This window comes from Coprococcus sp. AF19-8AC (genome assembly GCF_003603115.1).
Lineage (GTDB): Bacteria > Bacillota > Clostridia > Lachnospirales > Lachnospiraceae > Coprococcus > Coprococcus aceti.
Window position 1 is genome coordinate 932769 of record NZ_QTMI01000001.1, and the last position, 20416, is coordinate 953184.

Annotated in this window: 19 protein-coding genes; 2 read left to right on the top strand and 17 right to left on the bottom strand. The window is 45.1% G+C overall.

Going from position 1 to position 20416, the window contains the following annotated elements; genetic code table 11:
- Positions 1-4 precede the first annotated feature (4 nt).
- From DWX57_RS04220 to DWX57_RS04255, 8 genes are all read right to left on the bottom strand, one after another.
- The gene (locus DWX57_RS04220) at positions 5-1102 is read right to left on the bottom strand and encodes a M50 family metallopeptidase (RefSeq protein ID WP_120123089.1); all 1098 of its coding nucleotides are present in this window, start codon (positions 1100-1102) and stop codon (positions 5-7) included.
- 1 nt (position 1103) lies between these two features.
- Positions 1104-2246: a 1-deoxy-D-xylulose-5-phosphate reductoisomerase gene (gene dxr, locus DWX57_RS04225; protein WP_117549061.1), complete on the bottom strand. Its 1143-nt coding sequence runs from the start codon at positions 2244-2246 to the stop codon at positions 1104-1106.
- 92 nt (positions 2247-2338) lie between these two features.
- The gene (locus DWX57_RS04230; RefSeq protein WP_117549062.1) at positions 2339-3136 is read right to left on the bottom strand and encodes a phosphatidate cytidylyltransferase; all 798 of its coding nucleotides are present in this window, start codon (positions 3134-3136) and stop codon (positions 2339-2341) included.
- Positions 3137-3157: 21 nt separating this feature from the next.
- Positions 3158-3886 (bottom strand): isoprenyl transferase, encoded by a 729-nt coding sequence (locus DWX57_RS04235; protein ID WP_117549063.1) that lies wholly within the window; start codon positions 3884-3886, stop codon positions 3158-3160.
- Positions 3887-3931: 45 nt separating this feature from the next.
- A complete protein-coding gene (gene frr / locus DWX57_RS04240; protein ID WP_015534829.1) occupies positions 3932-4477 on the bottom strand; it encodes a ribosome recycling factor in 546 nt (181 codons plus the stop codon).
- A gap of 45 nt (positions 4478-4522) precedes the next feature.
- Positions 4523-5221 carry a UMP kinase gene (gene pyrH / locus DWX57_RS04245; protein ID WP_055145001.1) on the bottom strand — a complete coding sequence of 233 codons (699 nt, stop codon included), beginning with the start codon at positions 5219-5221 and terminating at the stop codon, positions 4523-4525.
- A 250-nt stretch (positions 5222-5471) separates the two neighbouring features.
- Positions 5472-6884: an LCP family protein gene (locus DWX57_RS04250; RefSeq protein ID WP_117549064.1), complete on the bottom strand. Its 1413-nt coding sequence runs from the start codon at positions 6882-6884 to the stop codon at positions 5472-5474.
- Positions 6885-7003: 119 nt separating this feature from the next.
- Positions 7004-7816: a Cof-type HAD-IIB family hydrolase gene (locus DWX57_RS04255; RefSeq protein WP_055224117.1), complete on the bottom strand. Its 813-nt coding sequence runs from the start codon at positions 7814-7816 to the stop codon at positions 7004-7006.
- Between the two features lie 122 nt (positions 7817-7938).
- On the opposite strand from DWX57_RS04255, the gene DWX57_RS04260 reads away from it, so the two are divergent.
- A complete protein-coding gene (locus DWX57_RS04260) occupies positions 7939-8337 on the top strand; it encodes a 23S rRNA (pseudouridine(1915)-N(3))-methyltransferase RlmH (RefSeq protein WP_015534825.1) in 399 nt (132 codons plus the stop codon).
- A 6-nt stretch (positions 8338-8343) separates the two neighbouring features.
- Here DWX57_RS04260 and DWX57_RS04265 read toward each other — a convergent pair whose 3' ends face one another.
- Together DWX57_RS04265 and DWX57_RS04270 are read right to left on the bottom strand one after the other, a co-directional pair.
- Positions 8344-8799, bottom strand: a complete 456-nt coding sequence (locus tag DWX57_RS04265) for a 23S rRNA (pseudouridine(1915)-N(3))-methyltransferase RlmH (protein ID WP_015534824.1) — start codon at positions 8797-8799, stop codon at positions 8344-8346.
- 15 nt (positions 8800-8814) lie between these two features.
- Positions 8815-10263, bottom strand: coding sequence for a hypothetical protein (locus tag DWX57_RS04270; RefSeq protein WP_117549066.1), 1449 nt, complete (start codon positions 10261-10263; stop codon positions 8815-8817).
- A gap of 272 nt (positions 10264-10535) precedes the next feature.
- Here DWX57_RS04270 and DWX57_RS04275 point away from each other — a divergent pair, with 272 nt between their 5' ends.
- Complete coding sequence (locus DWX57_RS04275) at positions 10536-12560, top strand: Na/Pi cotransporter family protein (RefSeq protein WP_242992612.1); 2025 nt, start codon at positions 10536-10538, stop codon at positions 12558-12560.
- A 110-nt stretch (positions 12561-12670) separates the two neighbouring features.
- On the opposite strand, the gene DWX57_RS04280 is transcribed toward DWX57_RS04275, so the two are convergent.
- The 7 genes from DWX57_RS04280 to rsmB all read right to left on the bottom strand — a co-directional run bounded on the left by DWX57_RS04280 (position 12671) and on the right by rsmB (position 20384).
- A complete protein-coding gene (locus tag DWX57_RS04280) occupies positions 12671-13333 on the bottom strand; it encodes a thiamine diphosphokinase (RefSeq protein WP_055224121.1) in 663 nt (220 codons plus the stop codon).
- Between the two features lie 22 nt (positions 13334-13355).
- Complete coding sequence (gene rpe / locus DWX57_RS04285; RefSeq protein WP_117549067.1) at positions 13356-14018, bottom strand: ribulose-phosphate 3-epimerase; 663 nt, start codon at positions 14016-14018, stop codon at positions 13356-13358.
- Entirely contained in the window at positions 14018-14890 is an 873-nt protein-coding gene (rsgA, locus tag DWX57_RS04290; RefSeq protein ID WP_118649327.1) for a ribosome small subunit-dependent GTPase A, read from the bottom strand. Before rsgA ends, rpe begins: the two co-directional genes overlap by 1 nt.
- A 14-nt stretch (positions 14891-14904) precedes the next feature.
- A complete protein-coding gene (gene pknB, locus DWX57_RS04295; RefSeq protein ID WP_120123090.1) occupies positions 14905-17115 on the bottom strand; it encodes a Stk1 family PASTA domain-containing Ser/Thr kinase in 2211 nt (736 codons plus the stop codon).
- Positions 17116-17121: 6 nt separating this feature from the next.
- Entirely contained in the window at positions 17122-17856 is a 735-nt protein-coding gene (locus tag DWX57_RS04300; protein WP_015534819.1) for a Stp1/IreP family PP2C-type Ser/Thr phosphatase, read from the bottom strand.
- 83 nt (positions 17857-17939) lie between these two features.
- Entirely contained in the window at positions 17940-19016 is a 1077-nt protein-coding gene (gene rlmN, locus DWX57_RS04305) for a 23S rRNA (adenine(2503)-C(2))-methyltransferase RlmN (RefSeq protein WP_120123091.1), read from the bottom strand.
- Between the two features lie 30 nt (positions 19017-19046).
- Positions 19047-20384 (bottom strand): 16S rRNA (cytosine(967)-C(5))-methyltransferase RsmB, encoded by a 1338-nt coding sequence (gene rsmB, locus DWX57_RS04310; RefSeq protein WP_118649326.1) that lies wholly within the window; start codon positions 20382-20384, stop codon positions 19047-19049.
- Positions 20385-20416 lie beyond the last annotated feature (32 nt).

Genomic DNA, 20416 nt, shown 5'->3' on the forward strand with positions numbered 1-20416 from the left:
GTCTTTAACTGAAAAATACATTCTTTATATCATTGAACAATATTACGACCATGAGGATCATGACCAGCACAAATCCCACAAATGTGACTATGTTTTCCTTGTCCTTCGGAACCTTCCGCCTGGTTATAAGCTCGATCATCAGGAACAGGAAACGTCCTCCGTCAAGTCCCGGTATCGGAAGCATATTCATGATTCCAAGGTTGGCCGAGAGAAGCACTATATAGTTCATCCAGTTGAGGAGAACCGTAAGGACATCGACCTTTGCAGCCTCATTGAACGTATCGTTCATGGACTTTGCCACACCCACAGGGCCGGACACCTCATCTGAGCTGACCTGTCTGGTGACTATGAGCTTAAGGCTCAGGAACGTGGCCTTGACCCAGTATCTGACCTCATAGGCAGAATACTTCATCAGCTCGCCAAAATTCTGTGGCAAGACATAACCGCAGCTTACGATTCCCACCTTATAACCTGCACTTGTCTCCACCGGATATACAGTCGTATCGTACACCGTGCCATCCTTCTTCTGCATCTTGAGGTCTATAGGAGAACCGTCCCCGTATATCTCAAGATATATCTGAAGCTCCCTGAAGTTCTTGATCTTGCTTCCGCCGATCTCAAGGACGGTATCTCCATCCTCTATCCCGGCCTGCTCCGCAGGATAAACTCCATTGAACTCCTTGACAACATCCGCATACTCGCTTTCCTTCGCCATCCCGCTGTCGTACACCCTGCCGATAGTCGCAGGATCTGTACCACAGAAGTGGATTATGACCGCTGAAAAGATAAATGCTATAACTATGTTCATGAACGGACCGGCAAGGACCTCCGCCATACGCACCCATATGGACTTCTTCTCAAATGCGTTCTCGTCATCCTCATGACCTTCCTCGCCTTCGCTTAGCAACATACAATAACCGCCCAGAGGTATGAGTCTCAGTGAATACTGTGTATCCTTCTTGGTAAACGAGAAGAGCTTTGGGCCAAGTCCCATGGAAAACTCAATTACCGATATATGATTGATCTTTGCGACAATAAAATGTCCAAGCTCATGAAAAAATATTATCACACCAAATACTAGAATTATGAGAATTATGTTCAATCTACCACCTGCTTTCTACAAAATCATATACCCAGCGCTCAGTGTCAAGTATCTGTGACACGTCAGGGTTTTCTATAACTGTATGACTCGCCATACACTCCTCTATTATCCTGTATATATCGAGGAAGCGTATCTTCCTGTCAAGGAATTTTGCCACTGCGCACTCATTTGCCGCATTGAATACAGTCGGCATTGAACCGCCATCTGCTATGGCAGAATACGCATACTTTAATCCCTTAAATGTATCCATGTCCGGCTTCTCAAGAAGAATCGAGTTCATAGTCCAGAAGTCCAGTCTGTCACCGGCCATGTATCTTCTCTCCGGATAACACAAAGCGTACTGTATCGGAAGCTTCATGTCCGGAGTTCCAAGCTGTGCTATGACTGCGCCATCCCTGTACTCAACCATCGAGTGGATTATGCTCTGTGGCTGGACTACCACCTGGATATTCTCCGGCTTCACATCAAAGAGCCACTTTGCCTCTATAACCTCAAGTCCCTTGTTGACCATGGTTGCTGAATCTATTGTTATCTTTCTTCCCATACTCCAGTTTGGATGCTTGAGCGCATCCTCCACCTGAACATTCTCAAGAAATGCGGTATCCTTTCCCCTGAAAGGCCCACCTGACGCTGTGAGCAATATCTTCTCCACATCGCCGTGCACATTTCCCTGAAGGGACTGGAATATAGCGGAATGTTCGCTGTCAACAGGCAGTATCGCTACATTCTTCTCCGCCGCCAGCGGCATGATGATATGTCCCGCTGTCACCAGAGTCTCTTTATTGGCAAGTGCTATGTCCTTTCCCGCATTTATGGCTGCTATAGTCGGTCTTATTCCGATCATGCCAACTATTGCCGTGACAAGGATGTCTGATGATGAAAGCTCTGCTATCTCTATCAATCCGTCCATGCCCGCAACAACTCTTATGTCAGTGTCCGCAAGGCACTCTCTGAGTCTCGCAGCATTCTCTTCGCTCCATATTCCCACAACCTCAGGCGAAAACTCCCTCGCCTGTTTTTCCAGGAGCTCTATATTACTTCCGGCGGCAAGCGCCACTATATTCAGATCTTCCTGAACCCTAACTATCTCAAGGGTCTGTGTTCCAATTGAACCTGTAGAGCCAATTATCGCTACATTCTTCATGTTATCCTCCTGTATCCGGATTTACCGGATCATCTATCCGAATATAATAGGCAGTATCCAGTGAACCCACTGGGCACTGCCCATCATGTATCCTACAGCAGATATACAAGCAGATAATAAATTATCGGTGCTGTAAATATTATGCTGTCAAATCTGTCCAATATTCCTCCGTGACCCGGAATCAGCTTTCCGTAGTCCTTGATGTCGTTATTTCTCTTTATCGCAGATGCTGCCAGATCTCCAATAACCGCCGGAAGTGCACCGACAGCGCCGACAACTGCAAAAAGTAATGGCGCATAGTTCATGGTGTCTACATACTTATCAAACAGTATGCCAAACACTGCTCCGAATACACCTGCTCCAACGATACCGCCGATAAGACCCTCTATGCTCTTCTTAGGGCTGAGCACAGGTGCCATCTTGTGCTTTCCGAAGGCTCTTCCCACGAAGTAAGCACATGTATCATTTATCCATGAGCTGACAAATATCAACAGGACAAGTACCAGTCCATGCTCCATGTTTCTTATGAGATATACAAATGACAGCATGACACTTACATAGAAGAAATCCATAAATGCCGCCATGATCTGTTTATCGCTGTATGTTGGGAATGTCAGCACATACACAGCAAGCATAACCAATAAATATACGACCATCATAGGAACAATAATGTCCATACGATCCAGGTATATGGCTATATAATACAGAACTGTCGCCAGGTAACACACGATTCCCGGAGTCTTCTTGTTCACTCCGTATACTCTGAGCAGCTCCATATTGCCCACAAGGGATACCAGAGCCATAAGGCCGCATGTTACTATCCCTCCAAAATATAATGTGATGGCCAGTATCACTACCAGAACCGCACCACTTATCACTCTCTGTTTCATTAACTAATATCCTCCGGATAACTATTTTGCATCTCCGAATCTTCTCTCTCTCTTATTGTAGTACCTCACGGCTTCTATCAGAGAATCCATGTCAAAATCAGGCCACAGTGTATCTGTGAAATAAAACTCAGAATATGCAAGCTGCCATGGGAGGAAGTTGGATGTTCTCTCCTCACCGCTTGTCCTTATTAGCAGATCAGGATCAGGCACACCCTTTGTGTCGAGATATTCCGCAAACAGGCTCTCGTCAATGTCATCCGCACTGATCTTTCCCGCATCGGCATCCTTCATGATCTTCTTCACCGCCCTGACAATCTCATCACGTCCACCGTAGTTTATCGCTATATGGAACTGAAGTCCTGTATTCCCCGCAGTCTCCCTCTCCAGATCATCCATCTTCTGAACTATATCCTCCGGGAGGCCCTCGCGCTTACCTATGAGGTTAACCTTCATGTTGGCGTTGTTAGATCTCTCTATACTGTCAACCAGGTACTTTCTGAAAAGATTCATGATACCTGTGACTTCCTCAACAGACCTCTTCCAGTTCTCCGTGGAAAAAGCATACACTGTGAGATACTTTATTCCAAGCCTATCGCAATTTTCACATATAGCCTCAAGAGCCTTCGCACCCTCTGCGTGTCCATAGTTCCTGGGAAGAAATCTCTTCTTTGCCCATCTGCCATTTCCATCCATGATCACAGCCACGTGCTCCGGCACATTAAGTAATTCTCCGTTAATCTCTCTCTTCATATTCTCTCCGCATTCCATTTTAGGGATACATCATATCCATGATTATTATACTGTCATGATCTCCTTGGATTTTGACTCAACAGCCTTGTCGATCTGACCAACGTACTTATCTGTGAGCTTCTGGATCTTGTCCTCGTTGTCCTTGAGCTCATCCTCGCTTATGTCTCCGTTCTTCTCCATCTTCTTGATGGCATCGTTGGCATCACGTCTGATGTTTCTTATAGCGACCTTTGCGCCCTCACCCTTCTTCTTGATATCCTTGACGAGCTCTTTTCTTCTGTCCTCTGTGAGCTCTGGGAAGTTGAGGATGATGTTTCTTCCATCGTTGTTAGGTGTGATTCCAAGATCAGAATTCATGATAGCCTTCTCTATCTCCTTGACAAGTGATGGCTCCCATGGTGCGATGACCAGTGTTCTGGCCTCTGGAACAGTTATATTTGCAAGCTGCTGCATAGGTGTTGGAACTCCATAATACTCAACCTTGATCTTGTTGAGGATGTTAGGGTTCGCTCTTCCTGCTCTGATGGTAGCATACTCAGCCTCAAGATTCTCAACTGACTTCTGCATCTTCTCTTCGTACTGTGTTAACATGATTCATTCCTCCTGGATTATATATTTTTCTTATTATTTTCCCTTTTATTCCGCATTCACATATGTTCCGGTGAAACCGCCTGTAACGGCTTTCACTATGCTGTTCTCATCATTCAGGCCAAACAGCATCATAGGCATCTTGTTCTCCATAGCAAGAACTGCTGAGGCAAGATCTATTACTCCGAGCTTGTTATCTACTATATCGCTCATCTTCATGCTGTCATACTTCTTAGCGTTCGGATTGGTCTTTGGATCACTGTCATATACTCCATCGATGGCCTTACCTGAAAGAATGACATCTGCCTGAACCTCTATTGCCATAAGCACTGTCGCCATATCTGTTGAGAAATATGGATGGCCGATTCCACCTGCAAAAAATACGACATCTCCCTGCTCCATATATGCGATTGCCTTGTCCTTGTCAAAAAGCTCAGTCATATTACCACATACAAATGGTGTCATGATGTGTGTCTTTATTCCGCAGCTTCTGAAGCTGTCCGCTGTGTAGATACAGTTCATGACAGTTGCCAACATTCCTATGGAATCCGCCTTAACTCTGTCCATGTTGTCTGAAGTTCTTCCTCTCCAGAAGTTTCCTCCTCCTATTACTACACATACCTGTATTCCCTTGTCTACTATCTGCTTTACCTGATTGGACACATCTCTGACTGTCTCCTCGTCAAAACCATGTTTCTTATCACCGGCAAGAGCTTCACCGCTCATCTTGAGCAGAATTCTGTCCATCTTCATATCGCGATCCATCCTTTGTGTTCATATTTTATTATTCATATTATATATCGTCATATCCTAGCATGATAACCCATGCAGACATCTGCCTGACGACCTGATTCATTATAGCACATACCCTTTACATTTCAAAGTAAAAAAGAAAGGCACATATCACTGTGTACACGTGCATATGATATGTGCCTTGCTGTTATGCTTATTTCTGTTATATGTCACCCGACATCCTGCTTTCAGATCCCAGATATCATCAATAGCCATCAGAATAATCTGACTCCGTCGATACAATGGAATCCACATCATCCTGAACTGTAAATGTATCAAGATCAAGCTGATTCTCACAGCCTGAATCATTGATGATGTTGTAGCTTATATTCTGTACGGTAGCTGACGGTGTATAATTCATGTCGTCGAACAGGAATCTGTGAAGTGCTGTGACATTCGTTGCGAGATCACAGGCAACGACATAGCTCACCTCATCCATGGTAGGACTGGCGATGGTAAACGGGAATCCTGTTGTAGTAGACAGCTTGTAGTTGAAGCAGGATTTTGCCATATCAATGATCTCTTCCTCTGTAAGGCTTGATGCAACATCATCCACAACCACGTTGATACAATCAAGCAGCTTGGAGATTCCTGCTGTCTTTGCCGCCTCTATCATCTTGGAGATAACTGTTCTCTGTCTCCATGTTCTTGTTATATCACCCTCATCTGTACTTCTGATTCTTGAGTAGGCTGTAGCCTGCACACCGTTCAGATGAACGACACCTGTGTCATATACATAATCTGAATAAATACCATTTACACCCATCTGCTCGTCAATACACTGGTTGAGCTTATAAAGCTCCTCCTCCTTCAGCTCTATATCAATTCCACCCAGGGCATCGATGGCTTCTGTGAGGGCTGTGAAATTGACCGCAACGTAATCTGTTATATTCAGGTCAAGGTTCTTATTTATCATATTGACAGCGCCCTGTGCTCCGCCGTATGCGTATGCATGAGCTGCCTTCTCGTATGACTGGCTGTCATTACAGAGCTCAAGGTAAGTATCTCTGTACAGTGAGAGAAGCTTGACCTCCTGTGTATCATTGTTGATGCTACAGATGATTATACTGTCTGAACGCACTCCTTCGTCAACCATGCCTGCATCTCTGGTATCTATACCAAACAATGCGATGTTGGTGTATCCTGTCATCTTCTTGACTGTTTCTTCATCCAGATCCTCATTTATATGAGTGTCCTTCAGCTCTTTGTACTGCATCTTGTTATATGTGTTGTTGATGTACGACTTCACAAACAGAACGCCTATGACTATGGCTGCAACAACCTCGATTGCAAGTATGATTCCCCATACTCTGTTCTTTTTCTTTCTCTTCTGATCCTTCATATCCTGCTCTTCTTCCGCATATTCATCTTCATAATATTCATCATCCGATGTATAAGCTTCCTCTTCTGATGCCGCATCCTCTTCATCGTCTGCGCCCGGTCCAAATGCGCTGTCGGAATAATCATCCTTTGCAATACCGGTTCTGCCATGATCATCTGAATAATCATCGGCATCGTCATCGTAATCATCTTCATCGTCAAAAAGCATCTCTCCGGCATATCTGCCCTTAACACGCTTCATATCATCGTCATCATGACCACTCATTTTATTTCCCATATTTTTCTCCTAAATATCGAATGTATCTGTCAAAATTTAACTCATATAGCAATACATTTTACTACAAATATCTCATCAATTCAACGGGATACACATAATTCACACATTTTTATACTTGATCAGTCAGCCAGGATAAACTTGTCCACCACCGGCACAAGTCCGTCCTCGTCATTTGACAATGTTATATAATCGGCATGTTCCTTCACTATGTCCTGTGCATTTGCCATGGCGACTCCCACCCCGGCATACTCTATCATCGTGAGGTCATTATATCCGTCACCGCACGCCACAAGATCCTTTCTGTCCATATCAAGGACCTCAAGAAGCTTCTCAAGGGATGTTGCCTTGTGAACATTTGGCGGCATGATCTCCACAAAATATGGCTCCGAGCGGAATATGTTAAGCTGATCACCGAACTTTTCTGCAAGCTCCTGCTCTATCTTCTCCGCCTTGTCAGGATCTGCGGTAAGAAGACATTTGTTGAGAGGGAAATCGATATATTCCCTGAAGTTATCTATCCTCATGATCTCCATATGATTGATACTTGCCTCAAATGTCATGTATCCGTCTATATCAGTTCCGGTTATAACTCGGTCTCCATCGTATGTCACCATTCCGCAGCCCGCTTTCAGACAGTAATCATATATATCCCTCACCACATCATTGTCAAGCACAGCCTGATATACCACCTCACCGGTACTGTAATCGACGATCCTTCCGCCGTTGAAAGCAAGCACATATCCGCCAAATCTGTCAAGCTCTATGGTGTCTGCTATCTTCCTTATTCCAGGCAGTGGACGTCCCGATGCTATCGCAACGATATGCCCCTTCTCCTGTGCCTCTATTATTTTCTCCAGCGTTGCCGGAGTAATATCCTTCTGAGTATTTGTCAGCGTTCCGTCAATATCAAGTGCCAGTAATTTTTTACTCATTTTATCCTCCATAATGTTATAACATAATTTGCTATATATTTTCTCCTTGATGCTATATAATGTCATAGTTAGGATGCCGTTACGTCATCCTGCCGCCCATTTCTGACTTTAGGAGAAATCACATGGATATAAACATATACGTTAATCAGAAAAAAATCAACCCTTTGTATCAGAAAGCCATCGCCGAGTACGTCAAGAGACTTTCTCCATACTGTACTCTGTCTATAGTATGTGTTGCAGGGAAAATTAAATGCACATCAGGGAAAAACACCACAAACTACTGCATATCCGGCTCCGATACCATCTCATCTGAGGACTACGCAGCCCGCATCAACAGTCTGACTTCAAGCGGTACCTCAAAGATAAACTTCTACATAGGGTACGATGAATCACTCACAGCTGATATGGAAAATTTCTCTCTCTGTTCAGTACAGCCGTCCGCCGAGATGACTGCCCTCCTGCTGTCCGAGCAGACCTACAGGGCATACACTATCCTGAACAACATAACCTACCACAAATAATCCCTGTCAGCTCCGGCTTATGATCGCAAGCTGCTCCGCCAGCGTCACCCTTATGAGCTGATGCGGAAATGTCATATCCGACACGCTCATCCTGTAATCAGCCCTCCTCACTATATCTGCAGCAAGTCCAAGAGATCCCCCTATCACAAATGTAACCGTGTCATGTCCGCGCTCCGATGCCCTGCGGACCTGATCGGCAAGTCCTTCCGTGGTCGTCTTCTTTCCTTCTATACACAGTGCTATAACATAGTCGTCTCTCCCGATCACATGTCTCAGCCTGTCCGCCTCGGCCTCAATGATCATGGCATTTACCTTGTCGCCAGCCTTCTGAGGTATCCTCTCGTCAGGAACCTCGCATATCTCCAGACGTCCTCTCTTGTCGATCTCCTTCTTATATTCATTTAACATCTGCGTAAAATGCTGTTCCTTTATCCTGCCGACGCAGGCAATCCTGTATATCATATGAACTCCTTCAGATCAGGCCTGATCAGCCCTCATCCTGTCAAATATCTTCAGTTCTTCCTCTGTATTTTTCTGCGTGCACACACTTACTCCAATGGTGAACAGCAGACTCACTGCAAATCCAACCACGTCACCGCTGATACCCGAGTATGCCGCCAGGCTGCCTCCGTTCACAAACGGGAGATATTTCCACATAACAAATGTGAGTATTCCTGCTATTATTCCAGCATACATGCCTTTTCCGGTCGCATGCCTGTACGTCAGTGTACAGAAAAGAGGAGCCGCAAGTGCCGCCGCACACAATCCCCAGTTTTCGGCGATCATATGCTCTCTGTTGAATTCAACAAACTCTGCCACCAGGAAAACGCAGCATCCGGTCAGCACAACAACACCTATATCTATAAGAAGCTTTGCGATTCCACCGGCTCTTGAGATTGCAGGAACAAGCCCTCTTATATGTTCGCATATATTTCTCATGAACGATTCCAGCATTACGACAACCGCCGCTATAAACACCATAAGCGCGGCAAATCTGAACACATACGCATAGGTTCCCGTTCCAAGCAGCTTCTTGAGCATCAGGTTGTACACCTGGAATGAGTTCATATTTGCCCATGCCTTCTCAGGATAGAGCACCGGTACGACCAGAAGTGCCAGTATACAGCTTGAAAGTATTGTGAACCCTTCAAAGATTACAGCCCATATTCTTCCGACATCGAGCTCCTTGATATCCCGGATATTTAAGACACCCTTGTACATCAGCGGCATGGCTATACATCCAAGTCCTACTCCCGTCATGGATATCGCACTTCCTATATCCACTGTTTTGCCATCGTAATACAGTATATTCAGATAAATGCTGGTTCCCCCTGCAAGCCTTGATCTCCTGTAATTGTCAAGTATCTCCCTCGCATCCATCCTGTAAAATACCAGTCCGATCATCGTCAGACATACGATTATAACCATTATGAACACTATTGTCTTGATTATTCCCATCAGCTTATTGTCAACCAGTATGGTGGCAAGGATGAGAAATGACACTATGATGGCAAGGCTTATGCTCTCCGGCATGTCCATAAAATAGGCGACAACCGATACGATAACCTTGAGAACAGACACCAGTATCAGGCAAAGCGTCACTATCCATATGACGGACACCAGATCTTTCAACTTCCATGACCCATATCTTGCTGCGAACAGCTCCGGAGCATTGTGTATCTTTTTAGGGGATATCTCAGCATACGAATTCATACGCTTTGACAGAAATATCCATCCGACAACATTGCCCACGAACAATCCCATGGCCACAAGGCACTGTCCTGCACCATGTATTACTATATTAATAGGTAGCAGAAATATGACCCACAATATTACATCATTGGCGCATACCTGCCCTGCGGTGGACACACCGCCACAGTTCTGCCTTTTGATTCCAAATACTCTCTTATCACTAAAAACAGACATGTATCAGCCACTCCATTCTTTTATCTGAATCTTCGTTATCATTTTTATATAATATACCCTGCTCATTCTACCACAGTTGAAGTTTTGCCGCCACCATCATATTTATTGTGACATTTGCCGAAATGTTACCATCAATTGCATTATTTTTTCAATAGTACAAAAACTAGTGATGTGTTATAATTTGAACCGTATGGGCTTTTACATATTTATTACATATTTTTTACCTGTCAGAAACACAGGTAAAATTCATTTTACTCAGGAGGGCTATAATTTTGGATTTATTTTCTATTTTAACATTGCTCGGAGGCGTAGGTTTATTTCTGTTCGGAATGAATCTCATGGGTGCCTCGCTGAAGAATCTCGCCGGTGGCAGTCTGGAAAAGGTTCTTGAGAAACTTACAACCGGAAAAAATCAGTTCACGGGAACTATCAAGGGTTTTACACTCGGTACAGCCGTAACAGCCATCATTCAGAGTTCGGCAGCAACGACCATCATGCTCATCGGCTTTGTAAATGCCGGAATCATGAAGCTTGGGCAGGCCATACCTGTCGTGTTTGGTGCCAACATCGGTAGTACCGCGACCGCACAGATCCTTCGTCTCGGAGATCTTGCGGAGACTAATATTCTTCTTAAACTTTTAAAACCGTCATCATTTGCTCCTATCCTTATATGTATAGGTGCATTTATCATACTATTTACAAATAACAACAAGAAACGTGATATTGCAAGTATTCTTGTTGGTCTTGGAATCCTCTTTCTCGGCATGAATACCATGGAGGGTGTATTTGCGCCACTCAAGGAATCAGAGAGCTTCCAGAATCTGTTCACATCGTTTAATAACCCATTACTTGGTATTTTAATAGGACTTGTGCTCACAGCCATCATACAGAGTTCATCTGCATCAGTAGGTATACTCCAGGCCATTTCGTCCACAGGCGTCGTTACATACGGAACAGCCATTCCTATCATTATCGGTCAGAACATCGGTAAGTGTATGACCATTATCCTCGGGGGAATCGGTGCGAACAAGAAGGCAAAGAGAGTTTCTCTCTCATATCTTCTCTTTAACATATTCGGAGCTGTGTTCTTTGTTATTGTCATATACGGACTTCAGCTTTTCATAGACATGCCTTTCATGGACAAGGTCGTAAACCGTGGTAACATTGCAAACGTCCACTTCCTGTTCAACTTTATCATAAGCCTGATACTTCTGCCATTCTCCAATCAGGTGGCAAAACTTACAGGAAAGATCATCAGGGACGACGAGGAGTCCAAGATCGACAAAGAGCTCGCCACACTGGATCCGAGACTTATCGCTACCCCTTCCATCGCTATTTCACAGGCAAGAAATGTCATGTTTGCCATGGCTGACTGCATAAGAGAGAACTTTGCAATAGCATGCAGACTCATCAGTGATTTCAATGAAGAAGATGCCGCCAAACTCGAGGAGAATGAGGATTTCATAGACAAATGTGAGAGCTCACTCAACAACTTCCTCCTCAAGGTAACATCACAGAACAACATGTCCAGATCCGAACGACTTGATGTGTCTGAGCTTCTGAACAGTCTGAGTGATATGGAAAGGATTGGTGACCACTGTGAGAATCTTCTCGTTGTATCGAGAAATATAATAGATCAGAAGATAAACTTCTCAGATCAGGGAATGAAGGAGATCCATACAGCGCTCAAGGCGACTAACAATATTATTGATATGACTCTGAACGCCTTCAAGGAGGACGATCTTCAGGCAATATCAAGAATAGAGCCACTTGCACAGACCATCAGCGAGATAACAGAGCTTATAAAGGATCACCACGTTGTGAGACTTCAGATGGGCGAATGTGGTATCCCTGGAGGATTTGCACTGGTTGACATTCTCACAAGTCTTGACAGGATCGGAAGCCACTGTAAGAACATCGGCCTTCACATTGCCAAGAAGATCAGGGGTATCCATATGGACGAGATGCACGGACACATCTACATCACCGGATACAAGACATCTGAGGAATACAAGGCTCTGTATGCATATTATTCATCCATGTATGCCGATCCGATAACAGAAGGCTTTGATGCAAGCATCCGCGAACTCCGTGAGTTAACAACACCTGATGAACCTGATAACAAAGCTAAGGTTTCCGGCGACGAGCAAAAGAATGAGTCAAGGAACAACCAGAAGTCCGACCTGAAGAAAAAGTCATCAGCAAAAAACAAAGTAGCCGACAGGCACGAAAAGATAAAAGAAAAGATAAATGAGAAATATCCTGAAAAGGGTAAAAAGAACTCCAAGAAAAAGTAAAGGAATATAACAAACTGCTATGTGAAAAAGCTCTGCACAGATAATACACTGTGCAGAGCTTTTTCGTTATATTTATATTGTAGTTTATATGCCTGGTCTTTTAAACCATATCAGTCACGGCTGTAATTGACGATCATATAGCCATCTTCTATCTCTATCCTTGCATCCTCCGATACAACCCGGTTGCTCACTCCAAGGCTGTCTCCTATCTCAAATGTACGATTCTCCACGTTGTATTCAAACCCTGTAAGTGTTACCCCCGTGACGCATCCACCGTACGGTATAAAAGATATATAATCGTATCCCTCCAGCCGGCTTATTCCGGCACTGGAATTTATCATGGTTATTACATTATGGTCATCCTCTATATACGCATTTACGCCTTTATCTGCACACTCCTTGAGCAGTCCTATGTTTGCCATCGTATGGTCAAGTCTCGTTCCTGTGGCCCCCGATATATAAATATCCGTAGCACCTTCCTCCATGGCATGCATGATGGCTACATGAGTATCCGTGAAGTCCTTGTGTGTGTCCAGATCAACAAACTGTATGGAGTGCATCTTTTTAGCCATCTTCCTGTACACGCCCACAGTCACCTTGCTGGCTGAATCGAAGTCACCCACGATCACATCTGGTACTATTCCTATCTTATTGCAGGTCTCTATACCCTTGTCCACAGCTATCACTCTGCTGCTTTCAAGGTGTCTGTCCATGATTCCCTGAAGTGAATACAGATCAACTCTGCCTCCGGATATTATAATATAACTTTTCATATCACTATTTGCCCTTTATTATCTATGCCTCATATTTCTCAAATACTTTGAGAAAGCTGCAGCTGTTCTCGTAGGCATCTCCGCCAAATACCGCAGAACCGGCAACTATGACATTTGCACCGGCTTCTATGACGTCACCCACATTCTTCAAATTGACTCCACCATCCACCTCTATATTGAGCTCAAGGCCTCTGTCATCTGCCATTTTTCTGACCTCAGCCACCTTTCTGAGTGCTGAAGGAATGAATGACTGTCCGCCGAATCCCGGATTGACACTCATAACAAGTACCATATCCAGATCGTCTATCACATAGTCAAGCACTGATACAGGAGTTGCCGGATTGAGTGCCACTCCGGCCTTCATTCCAAGCTCATGTATCCTGGCAACGGTTCTGTGCAGATGCTTACAGCTCTCTGCATGTACGGTTACCCAGTCAGCACCTGCCTTCTTGAAATCCTCAAGATATCTGTCCGGCTCCTCTATCATGAGATGCACGTCAAATATCATGTTCGTCTCTTTTCTGAGACACTTTATGACAGGCGCACCAAATGATATGTTCGGAACAAACGCACCGTCCATAACGTCAAGGTGCAGCGCAGGAACTTTCGCTCTGTCAAGCTCCGCAATGCCGTCCGCAATATGTGCAAAATCAACTGACAATAATGAAGGTGAAAGAATTATCATTACCATTTCCTCTTTTCTTTTAAGTCGTTATATATCATTACATAATCTTCGTATCTTATACGGCTTATCTCTCCGTCCGCAACCGCCTGCTTTACCAGACAATCCGGCTCACTGACATGATTGCACATGTTGAATCTGCACTTTCCCGTATATGCCGCAATATCCGGGAAATACTCCTTGAGATCCTCCGCCTCTATGGAATCAACATAGAGCGATGAAAAGCCCGGGGTGTCCATAATATATGTCCTGCCGCCAATGTGCATGAGCTCAGAATGTCTCGTGGTGTGCTTGCCACGCTTTATCTTGTCACTTATAGCGCCTGTCTGGGCCTCCGCCTCTGGCTTGATCGCATTGAGAGTAGACGACTTGCCGACTCCCGATGGCCCCGCAAACACCGTTGTGCGGTCTTTTATGATCTCCCTGAGCCTGTCTATGCCCTCGCCTTCCCTGGCACTTATGAAGATTGTCTCATACCCGCTCTTGCTGTATGATCTGCAAGCCTCCATATTGTCCGGCGAAAGATCCGTCTTGTTAAAACAAATGATAGTCTCAACACCGCTTTTCTCCATGCTGACAAGGAATCTGTCAAGTAGGTTAAAGTTCGGCTCAGGCTCGCTCACGGCAAATATTATGATCGTCTGATCCACATTTGCCACAGCAGGTCTTATTAAAGAGTTAAATCTAGGCAATATCTCAACGATATTACCTAGATTGTTCTCAGGATCAAGTATCTCTATATTCACATTATCTCCGACAAGGGGCTTGACCTTTTTGTTTCTGAAGATGCCCTTCGCCTTACATTCGTACAAATGTCCATCCTCGGCGTCTATATAATAGAATCCACCGATTCCTTTGATTATCTTTCCTGATATGATCTCTGCCACTACTAATTACTCTCCTGTGTAAATGTAGCGGACAAACCGCCCGTGTTAAAGCTTGATGTGACATCTATTCCCTCTGAATCCGTGATGGTCACAGAGAATGATCCCTGGTTGCTCTCAAGTCCTGTAGGACCCTCAACTCCATCTATATTGATAGGGAAGTCTCCTGCACCAGCCTTGCCGCTGTATACAGAGAATGTCTGTCTGCCTATTGTGTATGAGATGTCAACTGTCACACTTCCAAATGTATCAAAATCAAACTCTATATTCGATATTGAACCGCTGAAAGATACAGAGTATGTAACCTTCTGAGGTCCCTTACTGACAACATATGACACGGTAGTTCCCTCGTCAACCTCAGTGTTGACCTCAGGATCCTGTGATATTACCTGGCCTTCCTTCACATCATCGCTGTACTCATAGCTTGGATTGCCTACCAGGTTGACCTTCTGAAGCTTATCTGCTGCATCTGCCTCAGACATACCCTTGAGGTTAGGAACTGCGATCTTCTTCGTCTCCTTACCGTTACTGATGATTATCTTGACTGTTGAGCCCTCCTCAACCTCTGTTCCGGCAACAGGATCTGAGGATATTACATGATCCTTCTCAACATTATCATCGTACGCATAGCCATGTGTCACCTTAAGTCCTGCCTCCTCGAGCAATGTTGTGGCCTGACTGTCCTCATATCCGAAAACATCCGGCACCTTGGTCTTTTCCTTGCCCGATGACACGTAAATAGTTATCTGTGTATCCTTTGTTATGGATGTTCCATCATCTATACTCTGTGATATTACATAGCCCTTCTCAACTGTGGCATCTGTCTTCTCCACAAATGTATAGTTGGTGAAGCCATTCTTCTTCATCTGCTCCTCAGCCGCAGTCTTATACAGACCTACTACATTGACCATAGGTACTGTCTCCTGTGCAGTTGTGTCGTTCGCTCCCTCTGTGGTTATGACATCGGTGCTTTCCTCCGTCTTACCCTTACCGCCCAGAATATTCCAGCCGGCTATCTTGCCTATGAGAAGTATGGCAAGTATGGCAAGAACCACCGCGATGGCAATACTTGATACCATGATTATCTTCTTAAGTCTTGGATCAAGCTCCTCTTCTCCATCGTATTCCTGCTCCTGTTCTCCATCATCTGCCACTGACTCGTCCGTATCATCCTCTTCATCGTCGTCATCTGGGAACAGATCGTCGAACTGTGACGGCGGCATAACTGGCACGTTAGCCTTGATCTCTGACGTTCTCGGACTTACAGGTGGAATCTCCGTAGTATCTGCCTTATCGACCTGTCTTCCGGTCTTGATCATCTCCATCTCCTGCTTTGTCATCTCAATGGTAGGGGATGTAGGAACGCTGGTCTTAGGCACCACTATACAATCTATATTAGGATTCTCTTTTACTCTGTTGAGATCAGCTATAAGCGCATTTGCTGTGAGATATCGTCTCTCCGGCTTCTTCTGTGTACACTTTCTTATGATCTTCTCAAGGCTTGTAGGTATATCCGGGTAATACTCCCTAGGTGATACCATCTCGCCCTGAATGTGCATCAGCGCTATAGCCACATTGTTCTCGCCTTCAAATGGAACATGTCCTGTGAGCATCTCATACATGGTGATACCGAGTGAATAAATATCACTTCTCTCATCTGAGAATCCGCCCCTTGCCTGCTCCGGTGATATGTAGTGAACACTACCCATCGCATTTGTCGTGGTCGTGCTTGACGATGCGGCTCTTGCGATTCCGAAATCAGTAACCTTCAGCGTGCCGTTGTTCGACATGATGATGTTCTGAGGCTTTATATCTCTGTGTATCGTGTGATGCTCATGGGCTGCCTGAAGTCCCTGGGCTATCTGTATGGCAAAATCGATCGCCTGCATAGGCTCTATTCTGCCGTGGGCCTGTATATATTCCTTGAGGGTGGTTCCCTCCACAAGCTCCATTACTATATAATATATTCCGTTGTCCTCACCGACATCGTATACATTCACAATATTAGGATGTGACAGCCCCGCCGCAGACTGGGCCTCTATCCTGAACTTTGTAACAAAATTAACGTCTGAGCTGAACTCAGGCTTAAGCACCTTTATGGCAACATATCTGTTTAACACATGACATTTTGCCTTATATACCTCTGACATACCGCCAGATCCAACCAATTCTATGATCTCATAACGACCGCTGAGCATCGTTCCCGGATTTAACATACCAATTTATTCCTCCCAATCTATCGCAGCTACAACGGCAGATATATTGTCCTTGCCGCCGTAGTAATTCGCTCTCTCCACCAGCTTCTCACCGACTGTCTTAAGATCATCCGACTCTGATACAATGTCCCGAATCTCGTCGTCCTCTATCATGTTCGACAAACCATCAGAACATAGAAGGATCTTATCATCCGCTGAAAGTTCTACTTCAAAGAAATCCGGAACCACATCATCACCTATTCCAAGTGCTCGGGTTATAATGTTCTTCTCTGGATGATTCCGTCCCTTATTCCTGTCGAGCTGACCATTCCTTATCAGCTCCTCAACCAATGAGTGATCAAGTGTGACCTGTCTTATCTCATTGTTAACTATATATAATCTGCTGTCACCTATATTCGCGACATACATGATTCCATCATCGATCACTGCAGCTACAAATGTCGTTCCCATACCTGCGTAATCCTCCGGATTGCTGAGCGCAAGCTTATACACCTTGTCATTGGCATATATTATCGCCCTCTTGAGCAGCGATACAGGATTGCTTATCTCGCTTTCACTTATATATTCAACTGCGGCTTCAATCGCCGTTCTGGATGCAACGTCCCCGGCCTTATGACCGCCCATGCCATCCGCAACTATGTACAGATTGCTGATAGCCCCTATTGGCTCATCTGTATAAAATATGCTGTCCTGATTCATGGAACGCTTTTTTCCAACATCTGTTATTCCAAATGATTTCATATATTCTCTCCATCAGCCTAAAATATTATCTGATACGCCACCTTGCCTATTTTAGCACAACACATAAAAAAGAACAAGACGAACTATTTATCCGTCTTGTTCTCCTCCTCATATTTACGGCGGAGCTGTCCGCACGCTGCGTCTATGTCACGCCCCATGCTTCTTCGCACCGTAGCTGTTATCTGGTTTCTCTCCAGAATATTTTTGAAATTCTCAATGGCGCTGTTATCCGCCCTCTCGTAACCCCTCTCCTTGATCGGATTTACGGGGATGAGGTTCACATGGCAGTTTCTTCCCCTTATGAGACGCGCCAGCTCGCATGCCTTCTCAGGGCTGTCATTCTGCCCTTTTACAAGAGAATACTCAAATGTTATCCTCCTGCCCGTCCTATCAAAGTAATAATCACAGGCGTCCAGAACCTCTGCAATGCTGTATCTGTTGGCTATCGGCATGAGTGCCCTTCTGTCCTCGTCATTTGGCGCGTGAAGCGACAATGCAAATGTAATGGAAAGCCCCATATCCGCAAGCCTCTTTATCTCAGGCACTAAACCGCAGCTCGACACTGTGACATTTCTCTGGCTTATGTTCAGTCCATTCTCGTCCGTCAGCATCTCTATGAACCTGACAAGATTGTCAAAGTTATCCAGCGGCTCTCCTGTTCCCATCACGACCACATTTGACACACGCTCACCTGTTATCTTCTGGATGCTGTATATCTGTGACAGCATCTCGGACGCTGTGAGATTCCTCACCAGCCCGCCTATGGTCGATGCACAGAACCTGCAGCCCATACGGCAGCCCACCTGGGATGATATGCACACGGAATTGCCATGCTTGTACTTCATGAGCACGCTCTCTATGACATTCCCATCATGGAGTCTGAACAGGAATTTATTTGTGCCGTCATCCTCTGAAATGAGTCTGGTGACAACGCTCACACCATATATTCCATATTCATCCATCTTCTCTCTGAGGCTTTTCGGCAGATTGGTCATCTCCTCCGTTCCGTCCGCAAGCTTCACATGAAACCACTGATATATCTGCTTCGCCCTGAATGCCGGCTGACCGGCACCGGTGACCCAGTTCCTGAGTTCTTCCATATTCATTGATTTCAGATCCGGCTGTCTAATATCCTTATCTTCTCTATCCTTTACTTCCATACTCTGTCCAATCTTTTATACATGTTCTATCTATTTTGTACGCACGAACTTCGATATGAAAAATCCATCACACTCATCGACTCCCTGTAACAGAGTTACATATCCTTTATCGCCGCCGTGCCCCGGTACAATCTCATCTATACTCACAGTCTCAAAATCATGATTTTCCACAAACCACTTAACATTGTTCTGATTCTCCCTGCTGTCTATAGTACATGTCGAATACACCAGTGTTCCACCCGTTTTCACATATCTGGATACAGTGTCAAGAATATCCCTTTGAAGCTGTGCCAGCTCGTCTATGCTGTCACCTGTCACATTGTACTTGATATCGTTCTTCCTGCCCATTATGCCAAGTCCCGAACACGGAAGGTCTGCTATTACCACATCAGCCTTTCCGACAAGGTTCTCATCAAGGTCTCTCGCATCCCATGCCTCGACAGTGACATTTGTCAGTCCAAGTCTGTCCACGTTCTCCTCTATGAGCTCCGTCTTGTTCTCGGTGAGATCCCTTGAGATAACCCTTCCTGTCTGTCCCGCAAGACTTGCGGCATACATGGTTTTGCCGCCCGGTGCTGCACACACATCCACCACCAGATCTCCATTCTGTATACCTGCTGCCCTTACAGCCAGACACGAACTCTGATCCTGTACAACAAATTCTCCATCCATGAATCCTGGGATCCTTCTGACATAATCATATCCCTTTATAAGAAGTGATGTGTCATTCAGGCTTCCTCGCACTGTCTCTATTCCAGCGGCCTCCAGCTTCCTCTCGACTTCATCAACGCTTATCCTGTCTGTATTCACCCTTATGGATGTCGGACGCATTTCGTAGCTGCTTCCGAGTATCCTGTCCACCGTTTCTCTGTCATAGTCCTGCAGCAGTATCTCCACAAGCTCCACAGGAACTGAATATTCAACCGAATAGTATTCCAAAGGTGATGTGTTCTTATCAGGGTATTTTATACCATCCCTGTTTCTCCCGATATTTCTGAGCACTCCGTTGACAAAGCCTCTGAGGCTTCCAAATCCATGATCCACCGCCAGCTTCACCGACAGGTTGCAGGCAGCCGAATCCGGAACAGAGTCCATAAAGAACAGCTCGTAAGTTCCCATCCTGAGGACGCATCTTATGAGCGGCTTGCACTTGTTCACCTTTGTTTTGGAGAACTGGTTTATTATGTAGTCCAGCTTTATCCTCTGCTCTGTGACTCCCTCGACCATTCTCGTGATGTACGCCCTGTCCTGTTTGCTCATGAACTGGTTGGCGCGGAGTGCCGTTCCAAGTGCTATATTTGAAAATGTATGATTTTTCTCTATGTCCAGTAATGTGGTCAGAACCACCTCTCGAGTCTTTGTATCCATTCTACCTCTGTCCATTCTTCATCAGATATATT